This window comes from Bradyrhizobium sp. 164 (assembly GCF_023073715.1).
In the GTDB taxonomy this organism is placed as follows: domain Bacteria; phylum Pseudomonadota; class Alphaproteobacteria; order Rhizobiales; family Xanthobacteraceae; genus Bradyrhizobium.
This window is the reverse complement of record NZ_JADPKA010000095.1, coordinates 229,072-253,897: the sequence shown is the minus strand read 5'-3', so window position 1 is coordinate 253,897 and position 24,826 is coordinate 229,072. Positions and strand designations below refer to the sequence as shown.

The 24,826-nt window shown below is 64.4% G+C and carries 27 protein-coding genes, 2 tRNA genes and 1 pseudogene; 21 read left to right on the top strand and 9 right to left on the bottom strand.

Annotated features, from left to right (window positions below; genetic code table 11):
* Positions 1-438: 438 nt before the first annotated feature.
* Positions 439-2,064 carry a hypothetical protein gene (locus IVB01_RS29725; RefSeq protein WP_247495091.1) on the bottom strand — a complete coding sequence of 542 codons (1,626 nt, stop codon included), beginning with the start codon at positions 2,062-2,064 and terminating at the stop codon, positions 439-441.
* 93 nt (positions 2,065-2,157) lie between these two features.
* Positions 2,158-2,232 (bottom strand) — tRNA-Thr (locus IVB01_RS29720).
* Positions 2,233-2,548: 316 nt separating this feature from the next.
* Here IVB01_RS29720 and IVB01_RS29715 point away from each other — a divergent pair.
* The 17 genes and pseudogenes from IVB01_RS29715 (at position 2,549) to IVB01_RS29635 (ending at position 15,615) form a co-directional block, all read left to right on the top strand.
* The gene (locus IVB01_RS29715) at positions 2,549-2,731 is read left to right on the top strand and encodes a hypothetical protein (RefSeq protein WP_247281470.1); all 183 of its coding nucleotides are present in this window, start codon (positions 2,549-2,551) and stop codon (positions 2,729-2,731) included.
* 39 nt (positions 2,732-2,770) lie between these two features.
* The gene (locus IVB01_RS29710) at positions 2,771-4,477 is read left to right on the top strand and encodes a cyclic nucleotide-binding domain-containing thioredoxin-disulfide reductase (protein WP_247495119.1); all 1,707 of its coding nucleotides are present in this window, start codon (positions 2,771-2,773) and stop codon (positions 4,475-4,477) included.
* Between the two features lie 202 nt (positions 4,478-4,679).
* The gene (locus IVB01_RS29705) at positions 4,680-4,988 is read left to right on the top strand and encodes an EthD family reductase (protein WP_247281469.1); all 309 of its coding nucleotides are present in this window, start codon (positions 4,680-4,682) and stop codon (positions 4,986-4,988) included.
* A 236-nt stretch (positions 4,989-5,224) separates the two neighbouring features.
* On the top strand, positions 5,225-5,734 hold the full coding sequence (locus IVB01_RS29700) for a hypothetical protein (RefSeq protein WP_247281468.1): 510 nt from the start codon (positions 5,225-5,227) through the stop codon (positions 5,732-5,734).
* A 19-nt stretch (positions 5,735-5,753) separates the two neighbouring features.
* Positions 5,754-6,578, top strand: coding sequence for an alpha/beta hydrolase (locus IVB01_RS29695; RefSeq protein ID WP_247281467.1), 825 nt, complete (start codon positions 5,754-5,756; stop codon positions 6,576-6,578).
* A 218-nt stretch (positions 6,579-6,796) separates the two neighbouring features.
* Positions 6,797-7,240 carry a DUF2948 family protein gene (locus tag IVB01_RS29690; RefSeq protein ID WP_247281466.1) on the top strand — a complete coding sequence of 148 codons (444 nt, stop codon included), beginning with the start codon at positions 6,797-6,799 and terminating at the stop codon, positions 7,238-7,240.
* Between the two features lie 166 nt (positions 7,241-7,406).
* Entirely contained in the window at positions 7,407-8,702 is a 1,296-nt protein-coding gene (gene hisD, locus IVB01_RS29685; protein ID WP_247281465.1) for a histidinol dehydrogenase, read from the top strand.
* Positions 8,699-9,196, top strand: coding sequence for a UPF0262 family protein (locus IVB01_RS29680; protein ID WP_247281464.1), 498 nt, complete (start codon positions 8,699-8,701; stop codon positions 9,194-9,196). Before hisD ends, IVB01_RS29680 begins: the two co-directional genes overlap by 4 nt.
* 5 nt (positions 9,197-9,201) lie before the next feature.
* On the top strand, positions 9,202-9,669 hold the full coding sequence (locus tag IVB01_RS29675) for a low molecular weight phosphatase family protein (RefSeq protein WP_247281463.1): 468 nt from the start codon (positions 9,202-9,204) through the stop codon (positions 9,667-9,669).
* Between the two features lie 154 nt (positions 9,670-9,823).
* A complete protein-coding gene (locus IVB01_RS29670) occupies positions 9,824-10,453 on the top strand; it encodes a Maf-like protein (RefSeq protein ID WP_247281462.1) in 630 nt (209 codons plus the stop codon).
* Positions 10,454-10,607: 154 nt separating this feature from the next.
* Positions 10,608-10,790: a DNA gyrase inhibitor YacG gene (gene yacG / locus IVB01_RS29665; protein ID WP_247281461.1), complete on the top strand. Its 183-nt coding sequence runs from the start codon at positions 10,608-10,610 to the stop codon at positions 10,788-10,790.
* A gap of 183 nt (positions 10,791-10,973) precedes the next feature.
* Positions 10,974-11,049, top strand: a tRNA-Phe gene (locus IVB01_RS29660).
* 645 nt (positions 11,050-11,694) lie between these two features.
* Complete coding sequence (locus IVB01_RS29655) at positions 11,695-12,327, top strand: DUF1326 domain-containing protein (protein ID WP_247281460.1); 633 nt, start codon at positions 11,695-11,697, stop codon at positions 12,325-12,327.
* Positions 12,328-12,405: 78 nt separating this feature from the next.
* Positions 12,406-13,170 carry a DUF2182 domain-containing protein gene (locus tag IVB01_RS29650; protein WP_247416872.1) on the top strand — a complete coding sequence of 255 codons (765 nt, stop codon included), beginning with the start codon at positions 12,406-12,408 and terminating at the stop codon, positions 13,168-13,170.
* Between the two features lie 260 nt (positions 13,171-13,430).
* Positions 13,431-13,583, top strand: a pseudogene (locus tag IVB01_RS29645) (FABP family protein); the annotation flags it as partial.
* 41 nt (positions 13,584-13,624) lie between these two features.
* Positions 13,625-14,335, top strand: a complete 711-nt coding sequence (locus tag IVB01_RS29640) for a dihydrofolate reductase family protein (protein ID WP_247281458.1) — start codon at positions 13,625-13,627, stop codon at positions 14,333-14,335.
* Between the two features lie 8 nt (positions 14,336-14,343).
* Positions 14,344-15,615, top strand: a complete 1,272-nt coding sequence (locus IVB01_RS29635) for an NAD(P)/FAD-dependent oxidoreductase (protein WP_247281457.1) — start codon at positions 14,344-14,346, stop codon at positions 15,613-15,615.
* Between the two features lie 34 nt (positions 15,616-15,649).
* Here IVB01_RS29635 and IVB01_RS29630 read toward each other — a convergent pair whose 3' ends face one another.
* From IVB01_RS29630 to IVB01_RS29605, 6 genes are all read right to left on the bottom strand, one after another.
* Positions 15,650-15,970 (bottom strand): hypothetical protein, encoded by a 321-nt coding sequence (locus IVB01_RS29630; RefSeq protein WP_247281456.1) that lies wholly within the window; start codon positions 15,968-15,970, stop codon positions 15,650-15,652.
* 200 nt (positions 15,971-16,170) lie between these two features.
* Positions 16,171-16,518: a DUF3088 domain-containing protein gene (locus IVB01_RS29625; protein WP_247281455.1), complete on the bottom strand. Its 348-nt coding sequence runs from the start codon at positions 16,516-16,518 to the stop codon at positions 16,171-16,173.
* A gap of 53 nt (positions 16,519-16,571) precedes the next feature.
* A complete protein-coding gene (locus IVB01_RS29620; protein ID WP_247281454.1) occupies positions 16,572-17,150 on the bottom strand; it encodes a hypothetical protein in 579 nt (192 codons plus the stop codon).
* A gap of 196 nt (positions 17,151-17,346) precedes the next feature.
* The gene (locus IVB01_RS29615) at positions 17,347-18,660 is read right to left on the bottom strand and encodes a tetratricopeptide repeat protein (protein WP_247281453.1); all 1,314 of its coding nucleotides are present in this window, start codon (positions 18,658-18,660) and stop codon (positions 17,347-17,349) included.
* 15 nt (positions 18,661-18,675) lie between these two features.
* The gene (locus IVB01_RS29610; RefSeq protein WP_247281452.1) at positions 18,676-19,698 is read right to left on the bottom strand and encodes an aldo/keto reductase; all 1,023 of its coding nucleotides are present in this window, start codon (positions 19,696-19,698) and stop codon (positions 18,676-18,678) included.
* 269 nt (positions 19,699-19,967) lie between these two features.
* Positions 19,968-20,393 carry a PaaI family thioesterase gene (locus IVB01_RS29605; RefSeq protein WP_247281451.1) on the bottom strand — a complete coding sequence of 142 codons (426 nt, stop codon included), beginning with the start codon at positions 20,391-20,393 and terminating at the stop codon, positions 19,968-19,970.
* 71 nt (positions 20,394-20,464) lie between these two features.
* Here IVB01_RS29605 and IVB01_RS29600 point away from each other — a divergent pair, with 71 nt between their 5' ends.
* Positions 20,465-21,091, top strand: coding sequence for a CoA pyrophosphatase (locus tag IVB01_RS29600; protein WP_247281450.1), 627 nt, complete (start codon positions 20,465-20,467; stop codon positions 21,089-21,091).
* A 57-nt stretch (positions 21,092-21,148) separates the two neighbouring features.
* Entirely contained in the window at positions 21,149-22,360 is a 1,212-nt protein-coding gene (locus tag IVB01_RS29595) for a hypothetical protein (RefSeq protein ID WP_247281449.1), read from the top strand.
* A 265-nt stretch (positions 22,361-22,625) separates the two neighbouring features.
* Here IVB01_RS29595 and IVB01_RS29590 read toward each other — a convergent pair whose 3' ends face one another.
* Positions 22,626-22,931: a hypothetical protein gene (locus IVB01_RS29590; RefSeq protein ID WP_247281448.1), complete on the bottom strand. Its 306-nt coding sequence runs from the start codon at positions 22,929-22,931 to the stop codon at positions 22,626-22,628.
* 193 nt (positions 22,932-23,124) lie between these two features.
* Here IVB01_RS29590 and IVB01_RS29585 point away from each other — a divergent pair, with 193 nt between their 5' ends.
* Positions 23,125-23,604, top strand: coding sequence for a hypothetical protein (locus IVB01_RS29585; RefSeq protein WP_247281447.1), 480 nt, complete (start codon positions 23,125-23,127; stop codon positions 23,602-23,604).
* A 261-nt stretch (positions 23,605-23,865) separates the two neighbouring features.
* On the top strand, positions 23,866-24,813 hold the full coding sequence (locus IVB01_RS29580) for a TAXI family TRAP transporter solute-binding subunit (RefSeq protein ID WP_247281446.1): 948 nt from the start codon (positions 23,866-23,868) through the stop codon (positions 24,811-24,813).
* Positions 24,814-24,826: the final 13 nt, after the last annotated feature.

The following is a 24,826-nucleotide window of genomic DNA, read 5'->3' as shown; positions in this document are numbered from 1 at the left end:
TAAGACTGTCATTGTAGCGGAAGGGCGTTTGGATGGATCAACGAAGCGGTGACGGAAGACTCGGCGAGGTCTTCACGTTCGACGAGGTTTGCAAGAAGCTCAGAATAAGCCGGCAGAAACTATCCGACTTAATTCGGGGTACCGACTTCTACACTCGAATGGGCCGCCTCTATCGCTTCTCTGACGCCGACATCTTGGCCATCTGGGAAAGTATGCGGCCACCAGCTGCCCGAGAGACGCGACTACCTAAATCCAGGAAGTCGCGCCAGCTGGGCGCCTCTTCGGAGCTGAAGCTTTTGACCGGGAAGCCGCGTAGGCGGAGCATTTTGAAGGTCGGAGCACCACCAGACCTTGCGGAGTTGTTTACGGGGAGGCCGCGCAAGAGGCCCGAATGACTCAATGGGAATCGGCCGGGTCGGCCCCTGTTTCGAAGAAGCATCACGGGCTGACCGCGATCCGAGGAATGTCGTTGATGATGCGAGCCATGGCAACAACCGAAACATCGCCGTAGTCGTCACTGGACGTTCGTGGCGCGTGACCTTGGATCGCGTCAACGACTCTTGGATCAAATCCAAGGTTGCGGCTGACGGACTTGAGGCGGTGCCGCCATGCGTGGTTAGGCTGGATCCGTTCGTCGGTGACGACTGTTCGAACGAAGTCAACAACACGTTTGTAACTGCCTTTGGCAAAGAGGGGGCCACTATCCGAGTCGGCGACGAAACGCAGGAACCCAAGCTGGATCAGGTGCGGGTGGATCGGGACGAGCCGGTAAGTCCCGGTCTTAATGCTGCCAGCAAGTGGATTCAGGTCAAAAACATGGTGGCCTGACTCCTCGCGAATATCTTCTTTGCGAAGCTGTAGCGCCTCCGCAATCCGACAGCCGGTGTAGCAGGCGATCAGAGGTGCCCACCGTTTAGCGGCGGCGGTTCTCGCGTCTTCTTTCGGCTTCTGCACATACGCGAGGCATGCGTTGAAGATCGCGCTGGCCTCCTGGTCCGTGAAGCCTTTCGACCGAGTCCGGATTTTCTTTTCAGCTTTGACCTTGATCGCATCAGCCGGGTTGTTCGTCAGCTTCCGATTGTCTACGGCCCAGCTAAACACGGATTTGATCCCTGGCAGATCACCGTCCTTCAGCGTCTTGGCCGTCACGACCTTCAGACGGGCGTCTTTGAACGCGAGCATGTCCTGGTCCGTCACTCGGTTTGCATCATCATGACCAAGGTGCTTAACCAGCCGATCGATAGCGCCTCTGTAAGTATCGTAGGTGTTCTGACTACGGCCGGTCGCCTTCGCCTCAGCCCACCAGAGGTCGAGTAAGCCGGTGAGGGTCTGCCGTGGCTTGATGGCAGTCACACTTTCGACCGGTGGGAAGCGCAGCGCCTTCGGATCGGGACTGTAGTCGCCTTCCGCGTTGCGCCGGAGCTGCCAGCCGGCGTCGAGGCTGGCCGTTCCGACAAGACGCAGGAAGCGCCCCCGATCATCCGGGTTTAGGTGTATGCGCTGTCGGATCAGCACCCAGTCCGCGAGCAGGCCGAACCGATCTTCTAGCGCGTCATGTTGATGGGCTGGGAGGGCGTTGATAGCCGCAGTCAGATCCTCGGTCCCAAACAACTCGATCACGGTGTTCACCTCGTTCGGCATCAGCGCAGCTGCGGGTGGATTTCTAATGCGACCTTCGAGCGCCGCGCGGCTAAGCGCCTTGTGGTACATCCATGCGTCAGGTTCGCCGGGATTGTCGCGGTGAATCTCCTGGTAGAGCCGGTACGTTTCCCCGCTCAACGCAACCATGTCTTTGTGACTGAGGCTGATGGGGGCTGCTTCAGTGAGATCGAACAGTCGTCGAAGATGATCTAGGGCGTTGGCCTGCCGTGCCTCAGCAACTGTCCTGTCGTCCGTTCCAAGACTAAACGACACGTCGCTTCCGATCGTCACCGTCCGGACGAACGGATAGTCGTCGGGAGGACTGATGCTGAGCAACACGCGCTTGCCGCGTAGCCGATCCACGATCTTGGTAGGGACACGAATTCGGAATTGGGGAACGGTCGAACCGGCACGCTTGGACATTGAAAACTTCAGAGAAACCATGGTCTGTGTGGCACTTTCGTGTGGCACTCAGGACCGAAATTTCAAGAAAATCAATGCATCCAATAGGATGGATGGTGCTGCCAGACAGGATTGAACTGTCGACCTCTCCCTTACCAAGGGAGTGCTCTACCACTGAGCTACGGCAGCAGATGCTGGCACAGAATCGGGCCGCCACCGGGCCCGCCAAGCGGGGCGATGGATGCCACAAGGGCCCCTCATGTGCAAGCTTGCCGGCTCTGCCAAATCGAGAAAATCGGCGCGGTTGTCCGACCGAGGCGGCCTTATTGCCCAGAAATGACCGATTTTGGGGTGATTTTTCTGCCGGCGAGCCCCCGCCATCTGGCCAGTTGGTCCCGCCCTCGAATTCGACCAAATCTCGCTGGCTTCGTTGCGCCGGCCTCTTGTACCTCTTGAGATGTCGTCATTCGGTGGCATCCTGCCGCCGACAACGTGATGGGCCACGATGAGCGACGAGACTGACAAGACGCGGGCCGCTGATCCCCGGCAGGACCGGCTGAAATCGGCGCTGCGCGAAAACCTGAAGCGGCGGAAGGTGCAGGCGCGCGAACGCGCCGCAAGGACCGAGCCGTCGCAGAACGATGATGATTCCCTGGGTAAGGGGACCGCCGGCAAGACCGGCAGTTGAAGGCCGACGGCTAACATTTTGGAGTGCATGGAAGTGGCAATGGGGCAGGACGGACAGCAACGAACCGACCGCGACGCGCTGATCTCGCGGTTTACCCGTCCCGAGCAGACCTTTCCGACGCTGGCATCAGCCGAGATCGCGCGTATCAGGCATTTCGGCGAGGTCCGCAGCTATGCCGACGGCGAGTTCCTGTTCGAGACCGGCAAGCCCGGGCCCGGCATGTTCGTCGTGCTGTCTGGCCACGTTGCCATCACCCAGCGCGACGGGCTCGGCCACGTCACGCCGGTGATCGATCAGGGGCCGGGGCAATTCCTCGCCGAGCTCGGCCAGCTCTCGGGACGGCCGGCGCTGGTCGACGGACGCGCCGAGAGCGAAGTCGAGGTGCTGCTGGTACGCCCGGACCGGCTGCGCGCGCTGCTGGTGGCCGAAGCCGAGCTTGGCGAGCGCATCATGCGCGCGCTGATCCTGCGCCGGGTCAGCCTGATCCAGGGCGGCATTGGCGGCCCCGTGTTGATCGGTTCGTCGAACTCCGCCGGCGTGGTGCGCCTGCAAGGCTTTCTCACCCGCAACGGCCAGCCGCATCATCTGCTCGACCCCAATAGCGAGCATGACGCCGCCGAGATCATCGCGCGCTATTCGCCCGAGCCGGAGGATTGGCCGCTCGTCGTCACCGCCGACGGCACCGTGCTGCGCAACCCCAGCGAAACCGCGCTTGGCCGCGCCATCGGCATGATCGGCGGGGCGAAGGATGACCGCATCTACGACGTCGCGATCGTCGGCTGTGGACCGGCAGGCCTTGCGACGGCGGTCTACGCGGCGTCCGAAGGGCTGTCCGTCGCCGTGCTCGACACCCGCGCCTTCGGCGGCCAGGCCGGCGCCAGCGCGCGCATCGAGAATTATCTGGGCTTTCCAACCGGCATCTCGGGCCAGGCGCTTGCGGGTCGCGCCTTCACCCAGGCGCAGAAATTCGGCGCCGAGATCATGATCCCAATGTCGGTGAAGTCGCTGGACTGCTCGCGCAGCGCCGGTACGTTCGCGCTGGCGCTGGATTGCGGCGACACATTGCGGTCACGCGCGGTGGTGGTCGCGAGCGGCGCACGTTATCGCCGGCCCGAGATCGAGAACCTCGACAAGTTCGAGGGACGCGGCGTCTGGTACTGGGCATCTCCTGTCGAGGCGCGGCTCTGCGCCGGCGAGGAGGTGGCGCTGGTCGGTGCCGGCAATTCGGCCGGCCAGGCCGCCGTGTTCCTGTCAGGGCATGCAAAGAAGGTCTTGATGATCATCCGCGGCGGCGGCCTGGGCGCCAGCATGTCGCGCTATCTGATCGAACGCATCGAAGCGACGCCGAACATCGAATTGATGTTCAACACCGAGATCACCGCGCTCGAAGGCGACGAGGCCTCGCTGCTGCGCCGCATCCGCTGGAAGAGCCGGCTTTCCGATGACGAGGATTCTGCCGAGATCCGCAATCTCTTTCTGTTCGTCGGCGCCGATCCCGCCACCAATTGGCTCGACGGCTGCGGCGTCACGCTCGACCGCGGCGGCTTCATCGTGACCGGCGCGCAGTCCGAGCAGAACCAGGGCCGGCTGGTGGCGCCGCTCGAGACCTCCGTGCCCGGCGTCTATGCCGTCGGCGACGTCCGCTCCGGCTCGGTCAAGCGCGTCGGCGGCGCTATCGGCGAAGGCGCGCAGGTCGTGGCCTCCCTGCACGGCTATCTCGGCGACGCCGCAAAACCGGCGCTTTAGGCAAGCAGAAGACAAGCGGAATATGGGTTGTCATCGTGCGACATCCCGCGGACTATCCCCTCATCCTGAGGAGCCGCGACAGCGGCGTCTCGAAGGATCGAGGCCCAGCTGTCACAGCCGGGCCTTCATGGTTCGAGACGCGTGCTTCGCACGCTCCTCACCATGAGGATCTAAACACAACAAGTTTCACAGGGAGGACTAAATGGCTGAACTCGTCGTCCTCTACAAGACGCCCAAGGATGCTGCGGCCTTCGACAAGCATTATGCCGAGACCCACATTCCGCTTGCCAAGAAACTGCCCGGCTTGAAGAAGTACGCGGTCAGCACCGGCCCGGTCGGCTCTCCCGCTGGTCCTTCCGGAGTCCACCTCGTCGCAATTCTCACTTTCGACAGCGTGGCCGCCATCCAGGCGGCATTCGGCAGCGCAGAAGGCAAGGCGGCAGCGGGCGACGTGCCGAAATTCGCCAGCGGCGGCGCCGACCTGCTGATCTTCGACACCAAGGAAGTGTGAACCACGCGCAAGGGCGGCCCACATATCGCGGGCCGCTCTTGCCGAAGATGATTCAAGTTCGTCGAAAACCTGCTGTCGTTTGTGACAGCGCTGCAAAAAATCCGAGCACGCGTTTGTCACTTCGCACGATGGCGCATGGCTCGGGGGGCATGTGCGGCGCCATCGCATGTGGCAATCCGATGAGGACCGTAATATCAATCGCCTGATCTCAATGCTGGACACGTAGGAGAGACGTCATGGTGCTTGGGTTGAGCCTGTCCGCCTTTACGATGATCCATGTCGTCATCAGCCTGATTGCCATCGTCGCGGGCCTCGTCGTGATGTTCGGCCTGCTCGGCTCGAAGTCGATGCCGGGCCTCACCGCGATCTTCCTGCTGTTCACGATCCTGACCAGCGCGACCGGCTTCCTGTTTCCGTTCGAGAAGCTGCTGCCGTCGCACGTCATCGGCATCATCTCGCTGTTGCTGCTCGCGATCGCCTGCATCGCGCTCTACGGGATGAAGCTCGCAGGTGCCTGGCGCCCGGTCTATATCGTGACCGCGATGGTCTCGCTCTATTTCAACGTCTTCGTGCTGGTCATCCAGTCGTTCCTGAAGGTGCCGGCGCTCGCCGCGCTCGCGCCCGCCGTGCCGCCGGCGCCACCGTCGGGTCCGGTGTTCGCGGTGGTGCAGGGCATCGTGCTGGTGTTCTTCGTGCTGCTCACCATCGGCGCCTGGCGCCGCTTCAGGCCGATGGCGTTTGCCTGATCGTTCAAGGAGCCTAGCAATGCCCACCATCACCACCAAAGACGGCGTCGCGATCTTCTACAAGGATTGGGGCTCGGGCCAGCCGATCGTGTTCAGTCATGGCTGGCCGCTCTCGGCCGACGACTGGGACGCGCAGATGTTGTTCTTCGTCTCGCATGGCTACCGCGTCATCGCGCATGACCGCCGCGGCCACGGCCGCTCGGCGCAGGTCGCCGACGGCCACGACATGGATCATTACGCCGACGACCTTGCCGCGCTGACCGCCCATCTCGACCTCAAGAACGCCTTCCATGTCGGCCACTCCACCGGTGGCGGCGAGGTCGTGCACTACATCGCGCGCCACGGCGAGAGCCGCGTCGCGAAAGCGGCGATCCTGGCCGCAGTGCCGCCGCTGATGGTGCAGACCGCGGCCAATCCCGGCGGCCTGCCGAAGAGCGTGTTCGACGACCTCCAGGCGCAACTCGCGGCCAGCCGCACGCAATTCTATCGCGACCTGCCCGCCGGCCCGTTCTATGGCTACAATCGTCCCGGCGCAAAGCCGTCGGAAGCGGTGATCCAGAACTGGTGGCGCCAGGGCATGATGGGCGGCGCAAAAGCGCATTACGACGGCATCGTCGCGTTCTCGCAGACCGACTTCACCGAGGACCTGAAGAAGATCAACGTGCCGGTGCTGGTCATGCACGGCGACGACGACCAGATCGTGCCTTACGCCGATTCCGCGCCGCTGTCGGCCAAGCTGTTAAAAAAAGGCATCCTCAAGACCTACAAAGGCTTCCCCCACGGCATGCCGACCACGCACGCCGAGACCATCAACGCGGACCTCCTGGCGTTCTTCAGGGAGTGAAGCTTCGCGTGCTCCGCCGGATCTCACCATCGCTCGTCACCTCGAGCCGAGCAGATCGACCGCGCCATGACCCGCGTCGCGCGGCAGAGGTATCCGCGAAGATGCTGAAAACGGAGGATATCAATAGCCTCTAGTCCGCCGCGCAGTTAGTTTGGTGCGGAAAGTTCGGCGCTCGCGCGCGTTGAGTCCCGTCCGCCCTTGAAGGAGAAGCGTCGGCGATGTCTCCCCAGCTCAAACTGATCGCACTTGACGCCGACGATCTCGCTGTCATCTCGACCCATGTCCAGGACGCCCGTGTCCAGGCCTCCGACATCATCTGGCGGCAGAGCGAGAAGCGGCTTGTCGTCGGCATGAGCCGGCTCGACTGGGAGCAGACGCTGGAAGGCGAGACCGAGCCGCGCCGGCTGGTCGCCGCGCTCCGCTTCGACCGCGTGCTTGCCTGCAAGTCGCGCAACATCGACCTCGCCGCACCGGACAAGGTGCTGGACCTCGTCGGCATCGAGTTTCACCCCCAGGGTGGCCGCAACGAGGAGCCCGGCGGCAGTGCCCTGCTTCTGTTCGCCCAGGGCGGCGCCATCCGCCTCGACGTCGAATGCCTGGAATGCGAGCTGACCGACCTCGGGGCGGACGCGCTGGGGGCGGGCCCGGGGATCGAGGGGTGAGAATGGCATGCCAAGCCAACGCATTCCGCTGTCGTCCTGGCGAAAGCCAGGACGGCAGCGGAGGGAAACGACCCGGCCCAAGGGTTGACGCCGCTTCCCCGCCGCGCCATTGAGCAGGGTCGGGTGAGCCAATCCGCCCCAAAAGACCAGCCAGAAGCCCAGCCAAATGCCCGTTCGTCTCGACCGCAGCAGCGCCGATTTTGACCAGCGATTCGCGGCCTTCCTCGCCGCCAAGCGCGAGGTCTCGGCGGACGTCGAGGCCGCCGCGCGCGCAATCGTCGACGACGTCGCTAAGCGGGGCGATGCGGCCCTGCTCGAGGCCACGAAAAAATTCGACCGGCTTTCGCTGGATGCCGCCTCCTTGCGCGTCACCGCCGCCGAGATCGAAGCCGCGACAAAGGCCTGTGATGCCGCGACGCTGGACGCGCTGAAGCTCGCGCGCGACCGCATCGAGATCTATCACCGCCGCCAGCTTCCGACGGACGAACGTTTCACCGACCCGCTCGGCGTCGAGCTCGGCTGGCGCTACACCGCAATCGAATCCGCCGGCCTCTATGTGCCCGGCGGCACCGCGGCCTATCCCTCCTCGGTGCTGATGAACGCCGTGCCCGCGAAGGTCGCCGGCGTTGCGCGCCTCGTCATGGTGGTGCCCTCGCCCGACGGCAAGCTCAACCCGCTGGTGCTGGCGGCAGCCCATCTCGGCGGCGTCACGGAGATCTACCGGGTTGGCGGCGCACAGGCCGTGGCCGCGCTCGCGCACGGCACCGCGACGATCGCGCCGGTTGCCAAGATCGTCGGGCCCGGCAACGCCTATGTCGCCGCCGCAAAGCGGCTGGTGTTCGGCAAGGTCGGCATCGACATGATCGCGGGTCCCTCCGAGGTGCTGGTGATCGCCGATGACACCGGCAATGCCGACTGGATCGCCGCGGATCTGTTGGCACAGGCCGAGCACGATGCCAGCGCGCAATCGATCCTGATCACCGATTCCGCGCGGCTTGCCGCCGAGGTCGAAAAGGCGGTCGCGGCGCAGCTGAAGACGCTGCCGCGGGCTGCGATCGCTGGCGCCTCGTGGGCCGATTTCGGCGCCATCATCATGGTGAAGGATATTGCTGGCGCCATCCCGCTCGCGGACGCGATCGCCGCCGAGCATCTCGAGATCATGACGAGCGATCCCGATGCGCTCGCCGCGAAGATCCGCAATGCAGGTGCGGTGTTCCTCGGTGCGCATACGCCGGAGGCGATCGGCGATTATGTCGGCGGCTCCAACCACGTGCTGCCGACAGCGCGCTCGGCGCGGTTCTCCTCGGGCCTGTCGGTGCACGACTTCATCAAGCGCACCTCGATCCTGAAATGCGGTCCGGATCAGCTGCGTGCGCTAGGTCCGGCCGCGATGACGCTTGGACAGGCGGAAGGGCTGGACGCGCATTCGCGCTCGATTGGATTGCGCCTCAATCAGTCATGACAAGGCCGCCCGAACAGGACGACTCGACCAATCGCATCGTCGGCGTCACGCTGGACGAGGACTCGATCGGCCGTTCCGGGCCGGACATCGAGCATGAACGCGCGATCGCGATCTACGACCTGATCGAGCAGAATTTGTTCGCGCCCGACGGTGCCGAAGGGCAGGGCCCGTTCACGCTGCATATCGGCATCACCGGCAACCGCCTGATGTTCGACATTCGCCGCGAGGACGGCACGCCCGTGGTCGCGCATCTGTTGTCGCTGACGCCGTTCCGACGGATCGTGAAGGACTATTTCATGATTTGCGACAGCTATTATCAGGCGATCCGGACCGCGACGCCGGACAAGATCGAGGCCATCGACATGGGCCGCCGCGGCATCCATGACGAGGGATCGCGCACGCTCCAGGAGCGGCTGAAGGGCAAGGTGCGGGTCGATTTCGAGACCTCGCGCCGGCTGTTCACGCTCATTACTGTCCTGCACTGGAAAGGCTAAGCGCGATGGCGGCGCCGCCACGCGCACGCGATCCGCAATCGGTGCTGTTCGCCTGCGCGATGAACAGCGTGCGCTCGCCGATGGCCGAGAGCCTGTTGCAGCACATGTTTCCGCAGGGCCTCTACGTGAAGTCGGCCGGTGCCAGGAAGGGCGACCTCGATCCATTTGCGGTGTCGGTGATGGCCGAACTCGGCCAGGACATCTCCGCCCACAAGCCGCAGACCTTCGAGGAGCTGGAGGATTGGGAGGGCCTGAACTTCGACCTCATCATCACATTGTCGCCGGAGGCCCACCACAAGGCGCTTGAGCTGACCCGCACGCTCGCTGCCGAGGTCGAATACTGGCCGACGCAGGATCCCACCACCATCGAAGGCAGCCGTGACCAGAAGCTCGCCGCCTATCGCGAGGTTTGCGATCAGCTCTTGATGCGCATCCGCAGGCGGTTCGCGAAGGTGGGTGCGGCGAGCGGATAGCATGCGGCGTGCGTAACACCCGCGTCACAGAGCGCAGGCACACGCGTGTTGGCAACCTCGAATCACCAAACCTCCGGTTCCCGGGTTGTGAAACCGGCCCCCTTCCGATAGGTTCCGCGCGCAATTCACCCCGCTTCATCCCCCAAATCACCTGATGCTCGGCCGCCCCAAATTCGTACTTGCCTCCGGTTCGCCGCGGCGCCTGGCGCTGCTCAATCAGGCCGGCATCGAGCCGGACGCGCTCCGGCCGGCCGACGTCGACGAGACGCCGAAGCGGGGCGAGCTGCCGCGCGCCTGCGCCAACCGCCTCGCGAGGGCCAAGGCCGATGCGGCGCTCAAATCGGTGCAGCTGGATGATGAGCTGCGCGGCGCCTTCATCCTCTCTGCCGACACCGTGGTGGCGGTCGGCCGCCGCATCCTGCCCAAGGCCAATCTGGTCGACGAAGCCGCGCAGTGCCTGCGGCTGCTCTCGGGCCGCAACCACCGTGTCTACACCGCGATCTGCGTCGTCACGCCGCGCGAGGCCTTTCGCCAGCGCCTGATCGAGACCCGCGTCCGCTTCAAGCGCCTGTCGGAAGACGACATCCAGGCCTATATCGGCTCGGGCGAATGGCGCGGCAAAGCCGGCGGCTATGCGGTGCAGGGCATCGCCGGCTCGTTCGTGGTCAAGATGGTCGGCTCGTACACCAACGTAGTCGGCCTGCCGCTGTACGAGACGACGACCCTGCTCGGCGGCGAGGGCTTTCCGATCCGCTTCGGCTGGCTCAACGCCACCGCGCTGTGAGCACGACAGCGCCCTCGAGAAAAATCGCGAAACAACCCCATGCGCAGTAGAATGGCCCCACCGGCCCGCCGCGCGAACGCCTGCGCCGCCGCGCGAGGAACCCGTTTTCCTGACAGGCTGTTGAACTCCTTCACCTCGTGTAAGCGCCGACACCATGAACGATCACCTCAAAACGCCCGCCAAACCCCTCAAGACCTGCCCGATCTGCGGCAAGCCGCAGTCGCAGGCCACCCGCCCGTTCTGCTCCTCGCGCTGCCGCGACGTCGACCTGAACCGCTGGTTGAAGGGCTCCTACGTCATCCCCGGCCGCGACGACGAGGTGGATGACGTAGAATAGAAGCAATATCAATGATTTGTTAAGTTCAGGAAGCGCCAGGCGCCAGCCGCAGCGACACTGCCCCACCTTGTACACAGCCGGGCCGCGCCCGGCGCAGCCTTCACGCGAAGCCGGGTGGACAGGCCGCTCTCGGCCCACTATAAACCGCCCGCTCGATGGGCTTTGGCCCCTCTCTTGGAGCACGCCCAGGTAGCTCAGTTGGTAGAGCATGCGACTGAAAATCGCAGTGTCGGTGGTTCGATTCCGCCCCTGGGCACCAACTACGCTTTCCCGCGCTGAAGCAAGAAGCTGACTAAGCCAAGATCGGCACGCGTTACGCGCTCGCGGGGCGTTCCTGGCTGGGCATATGCGACGGTCTACCTGCATCTCCAGGCGAACGCCGGAGCGGCGCAGAATTTCGTCACCAGCAATGGCGCGCGCGGCTCGGTTGTGACCGGACTCAACGCGCATGGGACGCCCTTGCTCTTGGCATCACCTACACCTCTCCCTTTTCGGTCCTGGGCGGCCAGGCCGCCTTCTCGCTCATCACGGCGCCGGGTAACGTCGGCATCGGCATCGACGCCCGAACCGTCTAGCAAGCCAGCGTTGCGCAAATGAGCGCCACCTCCGCCGGGCCACTTCAATGCGGCACTGAGCCAGCATCGCTGCAGATGGCCTGAAAGGTGGCAGTTCGACGTCTCAAGAGCCGGCTGCTCTGCCGCATCCGTTCGCTGTACGCGCCCGGCTGCAGCTGATATGCTCTTGGCCATAGGACGGTAAATGGCAGCTAGCCACAGACTTTCCCGCGATGCCGGCCTTCTGATCGGATTCGATCCCGCTCGCACTTTCTCGCAAGGCTTCGACATAACGCTGAAAAAATTCGTCTACGGCTGCCGCGTCCCTCGCTCACATTGGGAGATGTGCCATGGCTGCATCGGACTGGCGTCTCGAAGGCGAATGGATGAAGAATTGCACCTGCGCGTTTGGCTGCCCCTGCGATTTCAATGCGCCGCCGACCAAGGGCTATTGCAAGGGAATGTTCGGCATGCGGATCGCCAAAGGACATTTCGAAGGAACCAGGCTCGACGGTCTGTGCTTCGCGATCACGGTCGATTTCCCCGGCCCGCTGCATGAAGGCAACGGGACAATCCAGCCCATCATCGACGAACGCGCCGCGCCGGAACAGCGCCAGGCGTTGTTCAATATCTTTTCAGGCAAACATTCGGCCGAGGGTACGCTTTTTCAGATTGTCAGCCTCATCGTCACCAAGATCCACGATCCGATTTTCGCCCCCTTCGAATTTTCCTTCGACAAGGACGGCCGCGTCGCAAAACTCGTCGCCACGGGCGTGCTCGAGACCGACGTCGAGCCGATCAGGAATCCGGTGACGGGTGATCCGCACCGCATCCAGGTGGTGATGCCCGAGGGATTCGAGCACAGGGCTGCCGAGATCGCGTCCGCCAACATCCGCTCGACCGGTGCGATCCCGTTCGAGACCCAGGGCACGCACAGCTCGCTCGCCAATGTCGTGCAAACGCCCGAGGGCATTGCGGCATGATGCGGCGCTGACATCGAGACGAGGCCTCGGTGTCGGCTCCTCATCGCGATCCTGGAAAAGTCCATGCGGGGGCGCTTGATGCTGGAACGCCTACTTCAGCGCGACCGGCTGATCGTCGCAATCGGGACCGCCACAGTGGCGGCGCTCGCCTGGGCCTATCTCGCGGGGGGCGCCGGCATGGACACCGAGATGATGACCGCCATGCCGGACATGGCGCCAATGCCGTGGACGCCACTCTACGCTGCGCTGCTGTTCGTGATGTGGTGGGTGATGATGATCGCGATGATGGCGCCGAGCGCGGCGCCCACCGTTCTCTTGTATGCGACCGTCAAGCGCAAGCAGGAGACTGCATCCCGGGCCGCAATCGATGCCTGGATCTTTCTCGCCGGTTATCTCGTGACATGGGCGGGGTTCAGTGTCGTTGCGGTCCTGGCGCAATCGGTGTTGGAACGCTTGGGATTGCTGTCGATGGCGATGACCAGCACCAGCGCAATCTTCGGCGGCAGCATTCTGCTTGCCGCAGGCCTCTACCAGTTCACGCCGCTCAAACATGCGTGCCTGCGCTACTGCGAGAGCCCGCTGCTGTTTCTCAGCCGGCATTGGCGGCCCGGCACGCGCGGAGCTTTGCGGATGGGACTTCGCCACGGCAGCTATTGCGTCGGCTGCTGCTGGTTTCTGATGGCATTGCTGTTCGTCGGCGGCGCGATGAATCTAGCCTGGGTCGTCGGCATTGCGCTCTATGTCGCCGCTGAGAAACTGCTGCCGCTCGGCCGGCGATTGAGTTATGCGGCGGGCGCGGTCCTCATCCTGTCCGGCACGATCGTTCTGGCACGCGCGATGTGAGAGGCCGGGACAGATGACCAAAGGTATCGCTTCCAGCCGACCTCCGTGGTCACACGGATGTCGTCAGCTGAAGAATTGAGCTTTGCCCCAACCAAAGCTTAAGGCTGAGGAGGCTCAGCTCCACTTCGCTCACTTGGCAAGGTCCTTCCAACAACCGTCTGCGCGTGGCGCCTATGTCCATTCGCAATTGTGAGACTTGAGCACGAGCCGCGTTCCCGCCTCCGTGCTATTGCTGCTCCTCGCAATCCCGCGAGGCCCCCGTGCTCCCTCTTGCCGCCGACATCTTCACCGAGCCCGAGGACGTTTCGCCCGACGGCCTTGCCAATCTCGGTCCGCTCCGCCGTCTCGCCGGCAGCTGGCAGGCGGACAAGGGCATCGACGTCAATCCGAAGGCGGAGGGGCCGGAGCAGCGCGCCTTGGCTGGCGGATCGGCGGCCTGAGACCGGAGTATCACATGAAGCCTTATGTCATCTGCCTGATGCACGCCAGCCTGGATGGCCGCACGCATCCCAGCCGCTGGCGTCCGAAGGGTGCGGGCACGGACTGGTTCGAGAAAATCCATGACGAGCTCGGCGGCGACGCCTGGGTGATCGGCCGCGTTACTGGCTCGGAATTCGCCAAGGGCAAGCCGTATCCGACCGCGACGAGCGAGAAATTTCCGCGCGAGAACTGGTTCGCACGACGCGATGCGAAAAGCTTTGGGGTCGTGCTCGATGCGCAGGGCAAGATCGGCTGGGGCCGCGCCGACATCGGCGGGGATCCAATTGTCGTCGTGCTAGCCGAAAGCGTGCCGGATTCGCATCTCGCAGGGCTGCGCGGCGAGGGGGTGTCCTACGTCTTCGCCGGCAAGTCCGAGATCGATCTGGCGCTGACGCTGGACATCCTCAGCCGTGAGCTCGGCGTGAAGCGTCTGCTGGTCGAGGGCGGCGGTGTCGCCAATGGCGCGTTCCTGCGCGCGGGTCTCATCGACGAATTCAATCTGATCCTCAGCCCAGCAGTGGATGGCGCGAGCGGTGCGCCCTTCGTGTTCGACTCGACGGCTGCGGACAGCGACAAGCGCGCGCCCATCATGGCGATGACGCTGGAGAGCACGCGGGAGCTCGGCGGCGGTGTCCTGCTGCTGCGCTATCTGATCCAGAACGAGCCGCAGGCCGTGGCCAAGTAAGCGCCGGCATGTCGGAATCATCGGAGCACATCGTCATCGTCGGCGCCGGCGCCGCCGGCCTGATGGCAGCGCGGGAGCTGGCGCGTGCGGGCAGACGCGTGACCATCCTGGAGGCGCGCGAGCGCTGCGGCGGGCGCATCAATCCGCTGCCGGCATTGCAATTCGGCTATCCCGCCGACGGCGGAGCCGAGTTCGTCCATGGCGAGGCGCCGGTCACGCGGGCTTTGCTGCGCGAAGCCGGGCTGTCCCTTCAGGAGATCGAAGGCACGCAATGGAGCTTTGACGGCGCAAGCCTCTCGCGTGAGGACCGCCACGATCCGCATGAGGCGGAGCTGCAAGCCGCGCTGCGGGACTTGAAGGACGATCTGACTGTGGCCGATTTCCTGCGCCGCCATTTTGCCGGGGAGGACTATACGCGGCTGCGCCATTCGATCGAGCGGATGGTCGAGGGCTATGACGCGGCAGACCCCGAGCGTGCTTCGACACTGGCGTTGCGCGAGGAGTGGATGGATGGCGGTCACTCGCCGCAGGCGCGCATCAATGGTGGCTATGGCGCGCTGATCGATTTTCTGGCGGCCGAGTGCCGCGCCTGCGGCGTTGCGATCCGGCTCGGTTGCGCCGTGTTGGCGATCGTGGAAGAGGGCGGCGCCGTAGCGGTTCGCTGCGCCGGCGGTGATGGGCTTGCCTGCGACCGGGCGATCCTCACCGTGCCGCTGCCGCTGCTGCGCGAGATCGCGCTGCCGGCGAGCGTGAGCGCGAGGCTTGCTGCCGCCGACGACATCGCCTTCGGCAACGTCATCAAGATCCTGCTCCGCTTCGCGCGGCCATGGTGGCGCGACCGACAAGACGACCTCGCCGACATGACCTTCCTGCTGTCCGACGAAGCGATTCCGGTGTGGTGGACGCGATATCCTGACCAGCATCCCCTGCTCACCGGCTGGTTCGGCGGTCCACGGACGGCGGCGCTGTCGCATCTCGATTCGAAAGGACTGATCGAGGCCGGGCTCGATTCGCTCGCCGCCATCTTCAAGCGGTCACGCGAGGACATCGCGCGCGATCTCGTGGCGGCGGCCGCGAGCAATTGGGCGCACGATCCCTTTGCCCGCGGCGCCTATTCCTGGGCCACGCCACGGACGCGCGAGGCGCAAGCGATACTCGCCCGCGCCGACGGCTTGGTGCTGTTGTCCGGCGAAGCGCTCTATCGCGGCCGCGATATGGGCACGGTCGAAGCGGCACTGACGAGCGGCCTGGAGACGGCAGGGGTGATCTTGCGGAGCTAAGAAAGAAGGCCCGCATCTCTGCGGGCCATTTGTCTCACCAGCGTCCGCCGCCGAAGCTAAAAGTTACGCCGGGACCACCGCCGTAATATCCGTACGGGCCGCCGCCATAATAGCCGTGGTGCCGCGGGTAATAGCCGTAGCTCCGGTAATGGGGGCGATAATGGCCATGGTGGTGATGACGCCAGTGATGATGGTGCCGGTGGCCGTGATAATAGTGCCTATGCTGCGCGCTGATGTCGGTCGATCGGCTGTCCTGCGCGTTCTGCTTCGCGCTCGAATTATCGGCCGCGTTCGCCGCCGATCCGCCGGCAAGCGCCGCAGCACCGATCGCGATCGCGACAAAGAGATACTTCATGTCATCACTCCGGTTGAATGTCGTGTGACAACAGATGAGCATGCAGCGCGTTCCCGCCAGAGCGGGCGTCGAAACGACGCAGCGTGTGACGTCCGGTTCGCGCGAATGATCGCGTGTCGTCGGATTTATTGTCGCAAGGTAGGCGTTGTTGTGCCGCTGCCATCATGCCGCCCGAATGAGGCCACCAGCTCGGACGTCCCTCACGGATGCGGATCGGGAAAGCCGTGGCGCTCGGAGAGCGCGGCGAGGATCGCGTCCTTGTCGGCGATGAAGGCGCGGCCATGATGGCTGCCGGTCTGGTGCGGCGAAGTTGCCCCAATCGCGAGCACAAGCAGCGGCAGCGATTGATTCTCTTCGCCGACCAGCGTGATCACGGCCTGTCGCGGGCGCGGCCACGCAATGCGCGCGACGTCGAGCTGTTCGGCCGCCAGCGGGAAGGAGGCCAGCACGCCCTCGATCAGCGCGCAATGCCAACAGTAGAAGCGCCGGCCCGGAAAGGCCGGGTCCTCGAAATCGGGGCGCAGCAGAAACAGACGATCGCGCATCATGGGTCGCTCCGGAGCATGGCCGCGATCATACACGCTGACGCCAACAGAGGATGCTACTTGAACGGATCCTGGATCGACGGCGCCGATTGCCGGATGCGGCGCACGCTGACCGGCGTGCCGTCGGAGACGAACAAGAGCTCGTAGCGCCGGCCTTCGCTGTCGGTGGCGGAGCAGGTGACGTCGTTCACCTTCCTGGCGGCGAAATTGCCGGTCTGGCGGCAGATTCCGGTGGAGGTCTGCTCGGACGGCACCGGCAGGCCGTCGACCTTGGGACGGTCCTTGGAGTTGAGCAGCATGCGGTCGATCGGCAGCTCGTAGGAATTGTCGTCGGCGCGTTTGCCGTTCTCGCCCGAGAACGACACCACGTGATTTGCGTCGGTGGGATCGTCGACCGCGACCGCGAAATTGACCCGGCCCTTGTCGCCATGGGCGTAGGCGATCGTCTTGCAGGCATAGGTGCGCCCGGCGACTTTGAGCGTCTTGCACTTGCCCGACATCAGCGCCAGCAGGTCAATGAAGGCGTTCTGCTGCTCAAGCGGATTTTTGACAGGAATGGGAGCAGAAGACTCGGCAAAGCAAGGGCTTGCTAGGGCAATGAGGGCGGCACCGAGGACCGGCCGGCGGAGGCGCATCGGAAGGCTCATATGCCAGAGAACCAGGGAAAAGCTCCGTCCGATAACCATCGAACCGCAAATTGGCTGCGATCCCGTGTGCCTTGCCCGACCCATCTGGAATACCACCGCGTCACCCCGACGGCGATTCGTCGAAATCGCCCAGCCTGTCCCAGCCGGCACTTGCCGTCAGGCTAGTGTTTTTTTGGTGGCAGAGCTAGCCCATCGCCGCCTGCCAACGCCTGTCGCGCAAGGATGGCCGGCGGTGCAGGCGGGCGTCGAGCAGGGCGCGGGCGCGGGAGAGTTCACCGCTGCGCATCAGCGCGACGAGGTAGGTGTCCTCGATCAATTCGCGCTGGGCGTGGCTGCCGCCGATGCGCACGACGTCAGCCAGCACCGGCCCGAGCGTTTGCGCGCACGCCGTGTAATCCTCATCCGCAAAGGCCAGAAGCGCGCGGCAGATCGCGGGCACCACCGGGCCGGCCGGCAGCTTGCCGTCCGCGAGCCGCTGTTCGATCGCCGCAAGGCGCGCGGCAAGCGCCTCGTGATTCTGCGTTGCGGCGGCGAACAGTGCCATGTGGACGTCGGCGAAAGGCAGGCTCGACTTCGGAAACAGCTCTTGCGCGGTGGCATCGGCATCGAGCCAGAGCGCCTTCGGTACGGTGTGGCCGTAGGTCGAGAGGCGCCACAACAGCGATGCGGCGTCCGTGATGACGTTGAGCGGCGGCGCCTGCGTGACCGACGGCTGAAGCACGTCGGCATAGATCGACAGCGCCCGGGCTGCATCGCCGTGCTCCAGCGCGCCGAGGGCCTGGTGCCAGCGGATGTGACCGTGCAAAATTCCGGCGCGGTCGTAACACGGGATCCAATCGTCAACGAGACGATCGGCCGCCTCGATCGAGCCGTCCTCGAACATCGCATGCAGCACGGCATGCGCGGCATGGGCGTTCGCCCGGCGCAGTTCGAAGCCGCGCTCGGTAACGTCGCGGCCGCGGGGGACGTCGCCGTTCTCCGTCATCGCCCAGCCATACATGGTGAGAAACCACCAATCCTCGCCATAGTGCTGCGCGACGCGCTCGCAGAGCTCATGCCGGGCGCGGTCATGATCGGCCATGCCGGAGAAGGCGAACAGACCGAAGGCGCCGAGCGGCAGCGACAGCACCAATGCATCGCGCGGCCATGTCTCGACGTGCTTGCGCATCGCGGCGATCGCCTCGGGCAGCCGTCCCGCGATCGCCAACGCCAGTGTCTCGACATGGGAGCGCTCGCGTTCGGTGCCGCGTTTGGCGACGAGCTCGCGCGCGATCGCCGCCTTGCCGCGCGCGAGATCGCCCTGCTGGTAGAACGCGTGCACGCGGGCGCGGGCGATATGGGCCAGCGCGAAATCCGGGTCAGTCGCAATCGCGCGGTCCAGCGCCTCTGCCGTGCCGGTCCACCCCGAGAGCATGAGGTCGACGCCCTCGCGATAGGCGGAGGCTGCCGCATCGGATGTGGTGGAGAGCGGCAGGCCGTAGCGGTCTTCGTGAGCCATGGTCGTCTCCACAGTTCAAGCCGTCCGCGCCCGGCGTCCTTCGATCGGATAGGCGGGATCGTTGTAGCCTGGCGTCGAGGGATGGCCCGGCACGACCAGCCGGTCGATCAGTGCCTCGTCCTCTGCGGTGAAGCGATAGTCGAGCGCGCGGATGTAGTCGTTCCACTGTTCTTCCGTGCGGGGGCCGGCGATGATGGAGGTCACGAAAGCGGAGTTCAGCACCCAGGCGACCGCGAACTGGCCGGCGGTGATGCCCTTGTTCTCCGCGTGATGCTTGATCTCTTGGGCGAGCTGGAGCGATTCCGGCCGCCACTCGGTCTGCATCATGCGGGTGTCGCTGCGGCCCGCGCGCGTCTCCTTGTCCGGGGGCGCATCGGGCTTGTATTTGCCGGTGAGTACGCCGCGCGCCAAGGGACTGTAGGGCACGATGCCGAGACCGTAATAGGCGCAGGCCGGAAAATGCTCGACCTCCGGCATGCGGTTCATCGCGTTGTAATAGGGCTGACTCACCGCGGGCCGGTCGATGCCGAGCCGGTCGCAGATGTTGCAGATCTCGGCGACGCGCCAGGCGCGGTAGTTCGACACGCCGAAATAGCGCACCTTGCCCGCGCGGATCAGGTCGCCCATCGCGCGCACCGTCTCCTCCAGCGGCGTCGCATGGTCTTCCTTGTGCAAATAGTAGATGTCGATGTGGTCGGTGCCGAGCCGCGCCAAGCTCTCGTCCGCTGCCTGCAACACCCAGCGCCGCGACAGCCCGCCGCGATTGGGATCGTCTCCCATATCATGGTTCATGCGATTGGCGAGTTTTGTGGCGAGCACCCAGGCGTGACGATTGTGGGCAATCGCGCGTCCGACGACCTGTTCGGATGCGCCCTTCGCATAGGCATCTGCGGTGTCGATGAAATTGATCCCGGCATCGAATGCCTTCGCGATGATCTGCTTGGACGCGGCTTCATCCGTCGGCCCGCCGAACATCATGGTGCCCAGACAAATCGGCGACACTTTCAGGCCGCTGCGGCCGAGCTGGCGGTATTGCATGAGCTGTCCTCGATATTGGTGGAGGGCAGCATAGCCAGCAACGCCGGTCATTGCGAGTGCAGCGAAGCAATCCAGAGATGTGTCTGCGGAGGGATTCTGGATTGCTTCGCTGCGCTCGCAATGACGGTGGGTACGCTTGTGCCTTATATTCAGTGTCATCGCCCGCGAAGGCGGGCGATCCAGTACGCCGAGACAGTTGTGATTGATTGAGAGGCCGCGGCGTGCTGGATTCCCGCCTTCGCGGGGAATGACAGTTGTGGGTGTGGAATTTACCCCGGTCCCGTCAAGAACTTGAACACGCCATTGGCCATCACGATGCAGCGGTCATCCACCGAGACCTCGGTGCTCATGAAGATCAGGCTGCGCGTCGCGCGCACGACGCGCGGGCGGGAGATCAGGATGTCGCCGATCTGGCCGGCCTCGACGAAATGGGTGTCGAGCTGCACCGTCGCCATGAACTCCTTACCGGAGACGTAGCGGGCGGTCATACCACAGGTGCGGTCGGCGAAGGTCATCATCACGCCGCCCTGGACCATGCCGCGGCGGTTGTGGTGCTTGTCTTCGGTGGCGAGTGCGAACTCGTAATGGCCCTCGACCTTGCGCTCCCACAAGGGGCCGATCAGGTGCATGAAGCCGGTGGTCTCGAGAATGGTCCAGCCCTCTGATTTCAGCCTTGCGGCGGCCTTGTTGGTCATGTCGTCGTCCATTCCTGTGCGGACCTTGCGATCTCATTTCATCGAGGCCGGACGTGGTGTAGTCAAGCATCATGAGACCGTTCGACGATGCCACACGACGGAATATCGCCGCCGCCTGCGCGGCCTTCGCGCGCCTGCCTGAGGAAGAAGCGCCGGCGGCATTGAAGCGTGCCGCGGTGGCAGTTGCGCTGATTGCGGCAGGCGAGGGCGATGACACTGCGTTGCTGCTGACGCTGCGCGCATCGCATCTGCGTGCCCATCGCGGCCAATGGGCCTTGCCGGGCGGACGTTGCGATCCCGGCGAAACGTCGGTCGAGGCGGCGCTGCGCGAGCTCGACGAGGAGCTTGGCCTCCGCCTCAACAGCACGGACGTGCTCGGCACGCTCGACGATTATCCGACACGCTCCGGCTATCTGATCACGCCGGTCGTGGTCTGGGCGTCGGATAGCGCCGTGATCAGGCCGAACCCGGACGAGGTCGCGTCCGTCCATCGCGTCGCGCTCGCCACGATCGAGCGCGAGAACGCTTTCGACTTCGTCGCGATCCCCGAAAGCGGGCGACGCGTGATTCGCTTCCATCATCAGGCGAGCCTGATCCACGCACCGACGGCGGCGCTGATCTACCAGTTCCGCGAGGTGCTGGCGGGTCGGCACACACGCGTGACTGAGCTGGAACAGCCAGTGTTCGCCTGGAAATGACGATGGTAAACGGCACGTTAACGTGACGGTTACCGGATGCCTGCTAAGAGGGGCAGCATGCATCACCCACCGATTCGACGCGCCCTGACGCTGGTTCCATTCGCGCTCGTGCTGCTCGCGCCCGCCGCGCGCGGCGGCGACGCGCTTCCGCCCGCCGTCAGCAATGCCAACGCTCAGCTCCTGTCGCAGTTTTTTGCGCAGGGTGGGGCCTCGCCGGCTGTGCTCGAATATCGCCGCAAGCTCGCGGAATATCAGGCGGCGCGGGCCGCCTTCGACGCCCAAGCGGGCGCCTATTGGAGCCAGATTTCGGAGAAGCGCCGCACCCGCAACGCCAAGCGGCGCAGCGGACAACAGATCACGCTCGACGATTACGTGCTGGAGCATCCGCCGCTCTACAACGGGCCGAAGCGGCCGGTGAACCCGGAGCCGGAGGAAACGCCGGAGCGCCCGCCACGAAAGCCCATTCCGGTGGTCGCTGATTTCCTGCGCGCAGCGCAGGAGCTCTACCAGTTCACGCCGCAGCGCCCGACCAACGAGGTCGAGTTCAAGCGAGCCTATGCGCGCTACGCGCTCGCCTCGGGGCTGACGCGGGAGCAGGCCGTGCGGGTCTATTCGTTCGAGACCGGCGGCACCGGCAGTTACGACGTGCAGGCGGGAATCGAGCATGGTGGCAAGCGCGCGATCTCGACCGCGATGGGCTACAACCAATTGCTCACCACCAACAGCGTCGAGCTCTTGGCCGAGCAGGGCCATGAATTCATCCGTGCGCTTTCGGAGAAGGTGGCGCGCAGCTCGGGGCCGGCGCGCCAGGCGCTCGAGCACAAGCTCGCGGTACTGAAGAAAATGGTGGCGCATGCGAAGTCGGTGCCCGACACCTGGTCCGAGCACGAGAAGATCGGCAACACCGCCCAGGGCTGGGCCATGCATGCCATGGTGCTCGACGTCGATGTCGGCCCGATGCTCCAGACCCACAAGCTCCTGACCTCGGTGCTGTTCGCGCGGGCCAAGGGCTACACCCGGCCGCTCACCGCGGCCGAGCTCGAGATGATGAACCTCACCGGCGACGGCACCGGCCTCGACATGGTGACGATGCCGCAGGCGCTGCGCGAACAGGTGCCGACCTCGAACTTCTTCCAGCGCGGCGGCTACGAGCGCAACCCGGTCGCGATCCGCCACAACACGGTGGCGAAGTTGCTGGCGGTGACGGATGAGCGCATGGACTCGAACAGCAGCAAAGCCGGCGCAACGGAGCTGGCGGGGGCGTTTTAGTTAGCGCTGTCGTAGGTTAGGCAAGCGAAGCGTACCCACCATTCTCGACCGGAATGCGCTGACCAATGGTGGGCACGGCGCTAAGGCGCCTTTGCCCACCTACGGCAGCTACATCCTCCGCTGTCATGCCCCGGCTTGACCGGGGCATCCAGAATGCCGCGGCCCCCCTCGATTCAATTACAACGGCCTCTGGAATACTCGATCGTCCGCCTTCGCGGACGATGACGCCGAGCGTGTGGCGCCGCTATCGCCGCGAGGTCAAACCCTACTGATCCGGCCCGAACTTGAACTTGCCGTCGCCTTCGAGATATGGGCCGGTGCGCATGTAGAGCTGGCCGTTGTGGCCGATGAAGAACAGCGTCCCCTTCGGCACTTTCTTGGCGCCCTTCAGCAGCTCGCCGGCATTGCTGGTGCCCATCTTGTAGGAATAGGTCTTGCCCTCCTTGTCGTAGGCGTAGCCCGTGTCGGGCTTGAGCTCCCACGGCGTTGCCGCGGTCTGCGCCAGTGCGGGCGCGGCAACGGCGCCGAGCGCGACTGCGATTGCAAATGACTTGGTTGAAAATCCCGTCATTCCCATCCTCCCACCGTCGGGACATTCCGGGTTTGAACAAATCACGAACGGTATTTCCGGGTCAATTCGCGAAAGCGCCGCAGCGCATCACGTCTCGCCCAGCGGTTTGTGATTTTCCCTTCGTCCCCTCGCGACTATGTTCCGCTTTCCGTCTAGAACGCAACTCGACAAATTATGGGTGGGGATGATTCGGATGCGCCATGTGATTAAACTCTGCTGGGCTGCTGCATTGTCACTGACGGCGCTGGCACCGGCCGCCCGGGCCGATGATTACCAGCTCAGCCACAACCAGCGCATTTCGTGCAGCCGCGGCCTTGCCCCCGGCAAGCTGAACACCGCGACCTGCAAGTCTTACACCTATCTGTTCAACACCAAGACCTCGGAATATTTCCGCTGCCAGGTCTCGCTGGCGCTGACCCGCGACAACAAGGAAGTCATCAACGTCCAGACCGACGGCGGCTGCACCAGGAAGCCGCGCATCTTCGAGACCGACGGCAAATACGATTTCGACGCCACCGAGACCGAGCCGCCGAACACCAACTCGTTCTTCGGCCCCGGCGGCTATTCGGTCTGGGCCGCCGATGCCAGCGCGCAAAAGGTGCGCGGCTGCATCATCATCTCCTCCGGCCTCGGCTCCGATATCTCCAAGTGCCTGGACATGACGTTCCAGTGAGGGTGCGCTCCCTCCTGCTTGCGGGGGAGTATTGGGGAGAGGGGCATTCGCGGTGGGGGCAATCCCGCTAGAGGAGCGAGCCTCGCGACTTCTCCGCGAGCGGAGAGGTGAGCGCTGCGCCACCTCGCCGCACCCGCCGGGTTCCCCCAAAAAATCGAGCCGGAACGGCCGTTTACCGCAGTCCTGTTTTGCCTTTTGGATGGGTTGACCCGCCCCCTTCATCCGGCCAATTTCGCCGCCGGTTTGGGGAGTACAACAACCATGAAACGGACGTTCTTCGGCGTGGCCGCGGCTCTTGCTCTGGCGGCGTCGGCACCTTGCGCTCAGGCGCAATCCTTCATCAATGTGCTGACCGGCGGCACCTCCGGCGTCTACTATCCGCTCGGGGTCGCGATCGGAAAGATCTACGGCGACAAGATTCCGAATGTGAAGACGCAGGTGCAGGCCACCAAAGCGTCGGTCGAGAACCTCATCCTGCTGCAGCAGGGCCGCGGCGAGCTCGCCTTCACGCTGGGTGACTCGCTCAAAGCCGCCTGGAACGGCGAGGAGGAGGCGGGCTTCAAGACTAAGCTCGACAAGCTCAGGACCATTGGCGCGATCTATCCGAACTACATCCAGATCGTTGCGACCACTGAGTCCGGCATCAAGACACTCGCCGACCTCAAGGGCAAGAGCCTCTCGGTCGGCGCGCCCAAGTCCGGCACCGAGCTCAATTCCCGCGCGATCCTCGCCGCCGCCGGCATGAGCTACAAGGATCTCGGCAAGGTCGAATATCTGCCCTTCGCCGAATCCGTCGATCTCATGAAGAACCGCCAGCTCGCTGCGACGCTGCAATCGGCCGGCCTCGGCGTCGCCTCGCTGAAGGACCTGTCGACCTCAAGCCCGATCACGGTGGTGTCGGTGCCGAAGGAGACCGTCGACAAGATCGGCCCGCCCTTCATCTCCGCGATCATTCCGGCCAACACCTATACCGGGCAGGACAAGGACGTGCCGACGGCTGCCGTCGTGAACTACCTCGTGACCAGTTCGGCGGTGTCGGACGATCTCGCCTATCAGATGACCAAACTGGTCTACGAGTCGCTGCCCGAGCTCGCCAACGCGCATGCAGCCGGCAAGGAGATCAAGCTCGAGACGGCCGCCAGCGGCAGCCCGGTTCCGCTGCATCCCGGCGCGATCCGCTACTACAAGGAAAAGGGGCTGATCAAGTAATACAGGTGTCATG

Coding starts and splice junctions, on each gene's coding strand:
- IVB01_RS29610 (WP_247281452.1), bottom strand. CDS start 19,698: ATGCAATACCGCCAGCTCGGCCGCAGCGGCCTGAAAGTGTCGCCGATT.
- IVB01_RS29580 (WP_247281446.1), top strand. CDS start 23,866: ATGAAACGGACGTTCTTCGGCGTGGCCGCGGCTCTTGCTCTGGCGGCG.
- IVB01_RS29590 (WP_247281448.1), bottom strand. CDS start 22,931: ATGACGGGATTTTCAACCAAGTCATTTGCAATCGCAGTCGCGCTCGGC.
- IVB01_RS29585 (WP_247281447.1), top strand. CDS start 23,125: ATGCGCCATGTGATTAAACTCTGCTGGGCTGCTGCATTGTCACTGACG.
- IVB01_RS29715 (WP_247281470.1), top strand. CDS start 2,549: ATGAGCGACGAGACTGACAAGACGCGGGCCGCTGATCCCCGGCAGGAC.
- IVB01_RS29705 (WP_247281469.1), top strand. CDS start 4,680: ATGGCTGAACTCGTCGTCCTCTACAAGACGCCCAAGGATGCTGCGGCC.
- IVB01_RS29625 (WP_247281455.1), bottom strand. CDS start 16,518: ATGATGCGCGATCGTCTGTTTCTGCTGCGCCCCGATTTCGAGGACCCG.
- IVB01_RS29600 (WP_247281450.1), top strand. CDS start 20,465: ATGAGACCGTTCGACGATGCCACACGACGGAATATCGCCGCCGCCTGC.
- IVB01_RS29605 (WP_247281451.1), bottom strand. CDS start 20,393: ATGACCAACAAGGCCGCCGCAAGGCTGAAATCAGAGGGCTGGACCATT.
- IVB01_RS29690 (WP_247281466.1), top strand. CDS start 6,797: ATGTCTCCCCAGCTCAAACTGATCGCACTTGACGCCGACGATCTCGCT.
- IVB01_RS29655 (WP_247281460.1), top strand. CDS start 11,695: ATGGCTGCATCGGACTGGCGTCTCGAAGGCGAATGGATGAAGAATTGC.
- IVB01_RS29640 (WP_247281458.1), top strand. CDS start 13,625: ATGAAGCCTTATGTCATCTGCCTGATGCACGCCAGCCTGGATGGCCGC.
- IVB01_RS29700 (WP_247281468.1), top strand. CDS start 5,225: ATGGTGCTTGGGTTGAGCCTGTCCGCCTTTACGATGATCCATGTCGTC.
- IVB01_RS29725 (WP_247495091.1), bottom strand. CDS start 2,064: ATGTCCAAGCGTGCCGGTTCGACCGTTCCCCAATTCCGAATTCGTGTC.
- IVB01_RS29680 (WP_247281464.1), top strand. CDS start 8,699: ATGACAAGGCCGCCCGAACAGGACGACTCGACCAATCGCATCGTCGGC.
- IVB01_RS29595 (WP_247281449.1), top strand. CDS start 21,149: ATGCATCACCCACCGATTCGACGCGCCCTGACGCTGGTTCCATTCGCG.
- IVB01_RS29635 (WP_247281457.1), top strand. CDS start 14,344: ATGTCGGAATCATCGGAGCACATCGTCATCGTCGGCGCCGGCGCCGCC.
- IVB01_RS29710 (WP_247495119.1), top strand. CDS start 2,771: ATGGGGCAGGACGGACAGCAACGAACCGACCGCGACGCGCTGATCTCG.
- IVB01_RS29675 (WP_247281463.1), top strand. CDS start 9,202: ATGGCGGCGCCGCCACGCGCACGCGATCCGCAATCGGTGCTGTTCGCC.
- yacG (WP_247281461.1), top strand. CDS start 10,608: ATGAACGATCACCTCAAAACGCCCGCCAAACCCCTCAAGACCTGCCCG.
- IVB01_RS29670 (WP_247281462.1), top strand. CDS start 9,824: ATGCTCGGCCGCCCCAAATTCGTACTTGCCTCCGGTTCGCCGCGGCGC.
- hisD (WP_247281465.1), top strand. CDS start 7,407: ATGCCCGTTCGTCTCGACCGCAGCAGCGCCGATTTTGACCAGCGATTC.
- IVB01_RS29615 (WP_247281453.1), bottom strand. CDS start 18,660: ATGGCTCACGAAGACCGCTACGGCCTGCCGCTCTCCACCACATCCGAT.
- IVB01_RS29620 (WP_247281454.1), bottom strand. CDS start 17,150: ATGCGCCTCCGCCGGCCGGTCCTCGGTGCCGCCCTCATTGCCCTAGCA.
- IVB01_RS29630 (WP_247281456.1), bottom strand. CDS start 15,970: ATGAAGTATCTCTTTGTCGCGATCGCGATCGGTGCTGCGGCGCTTGCC.
- IVB01_RS29650 (WP_247416872.1), top strand. CDS start 12,406: ATGCTGGAACGCCTACTTCAGCGCGACCGGCTGATCGTCGCAATCGGG.
- IVB01_RS29695 (WP_247281467.1), top strand. CDS start 5,754: ATGCCCACCATCACCACCAAAGACGGCGTCGCGATCTTCTACAAGGAT.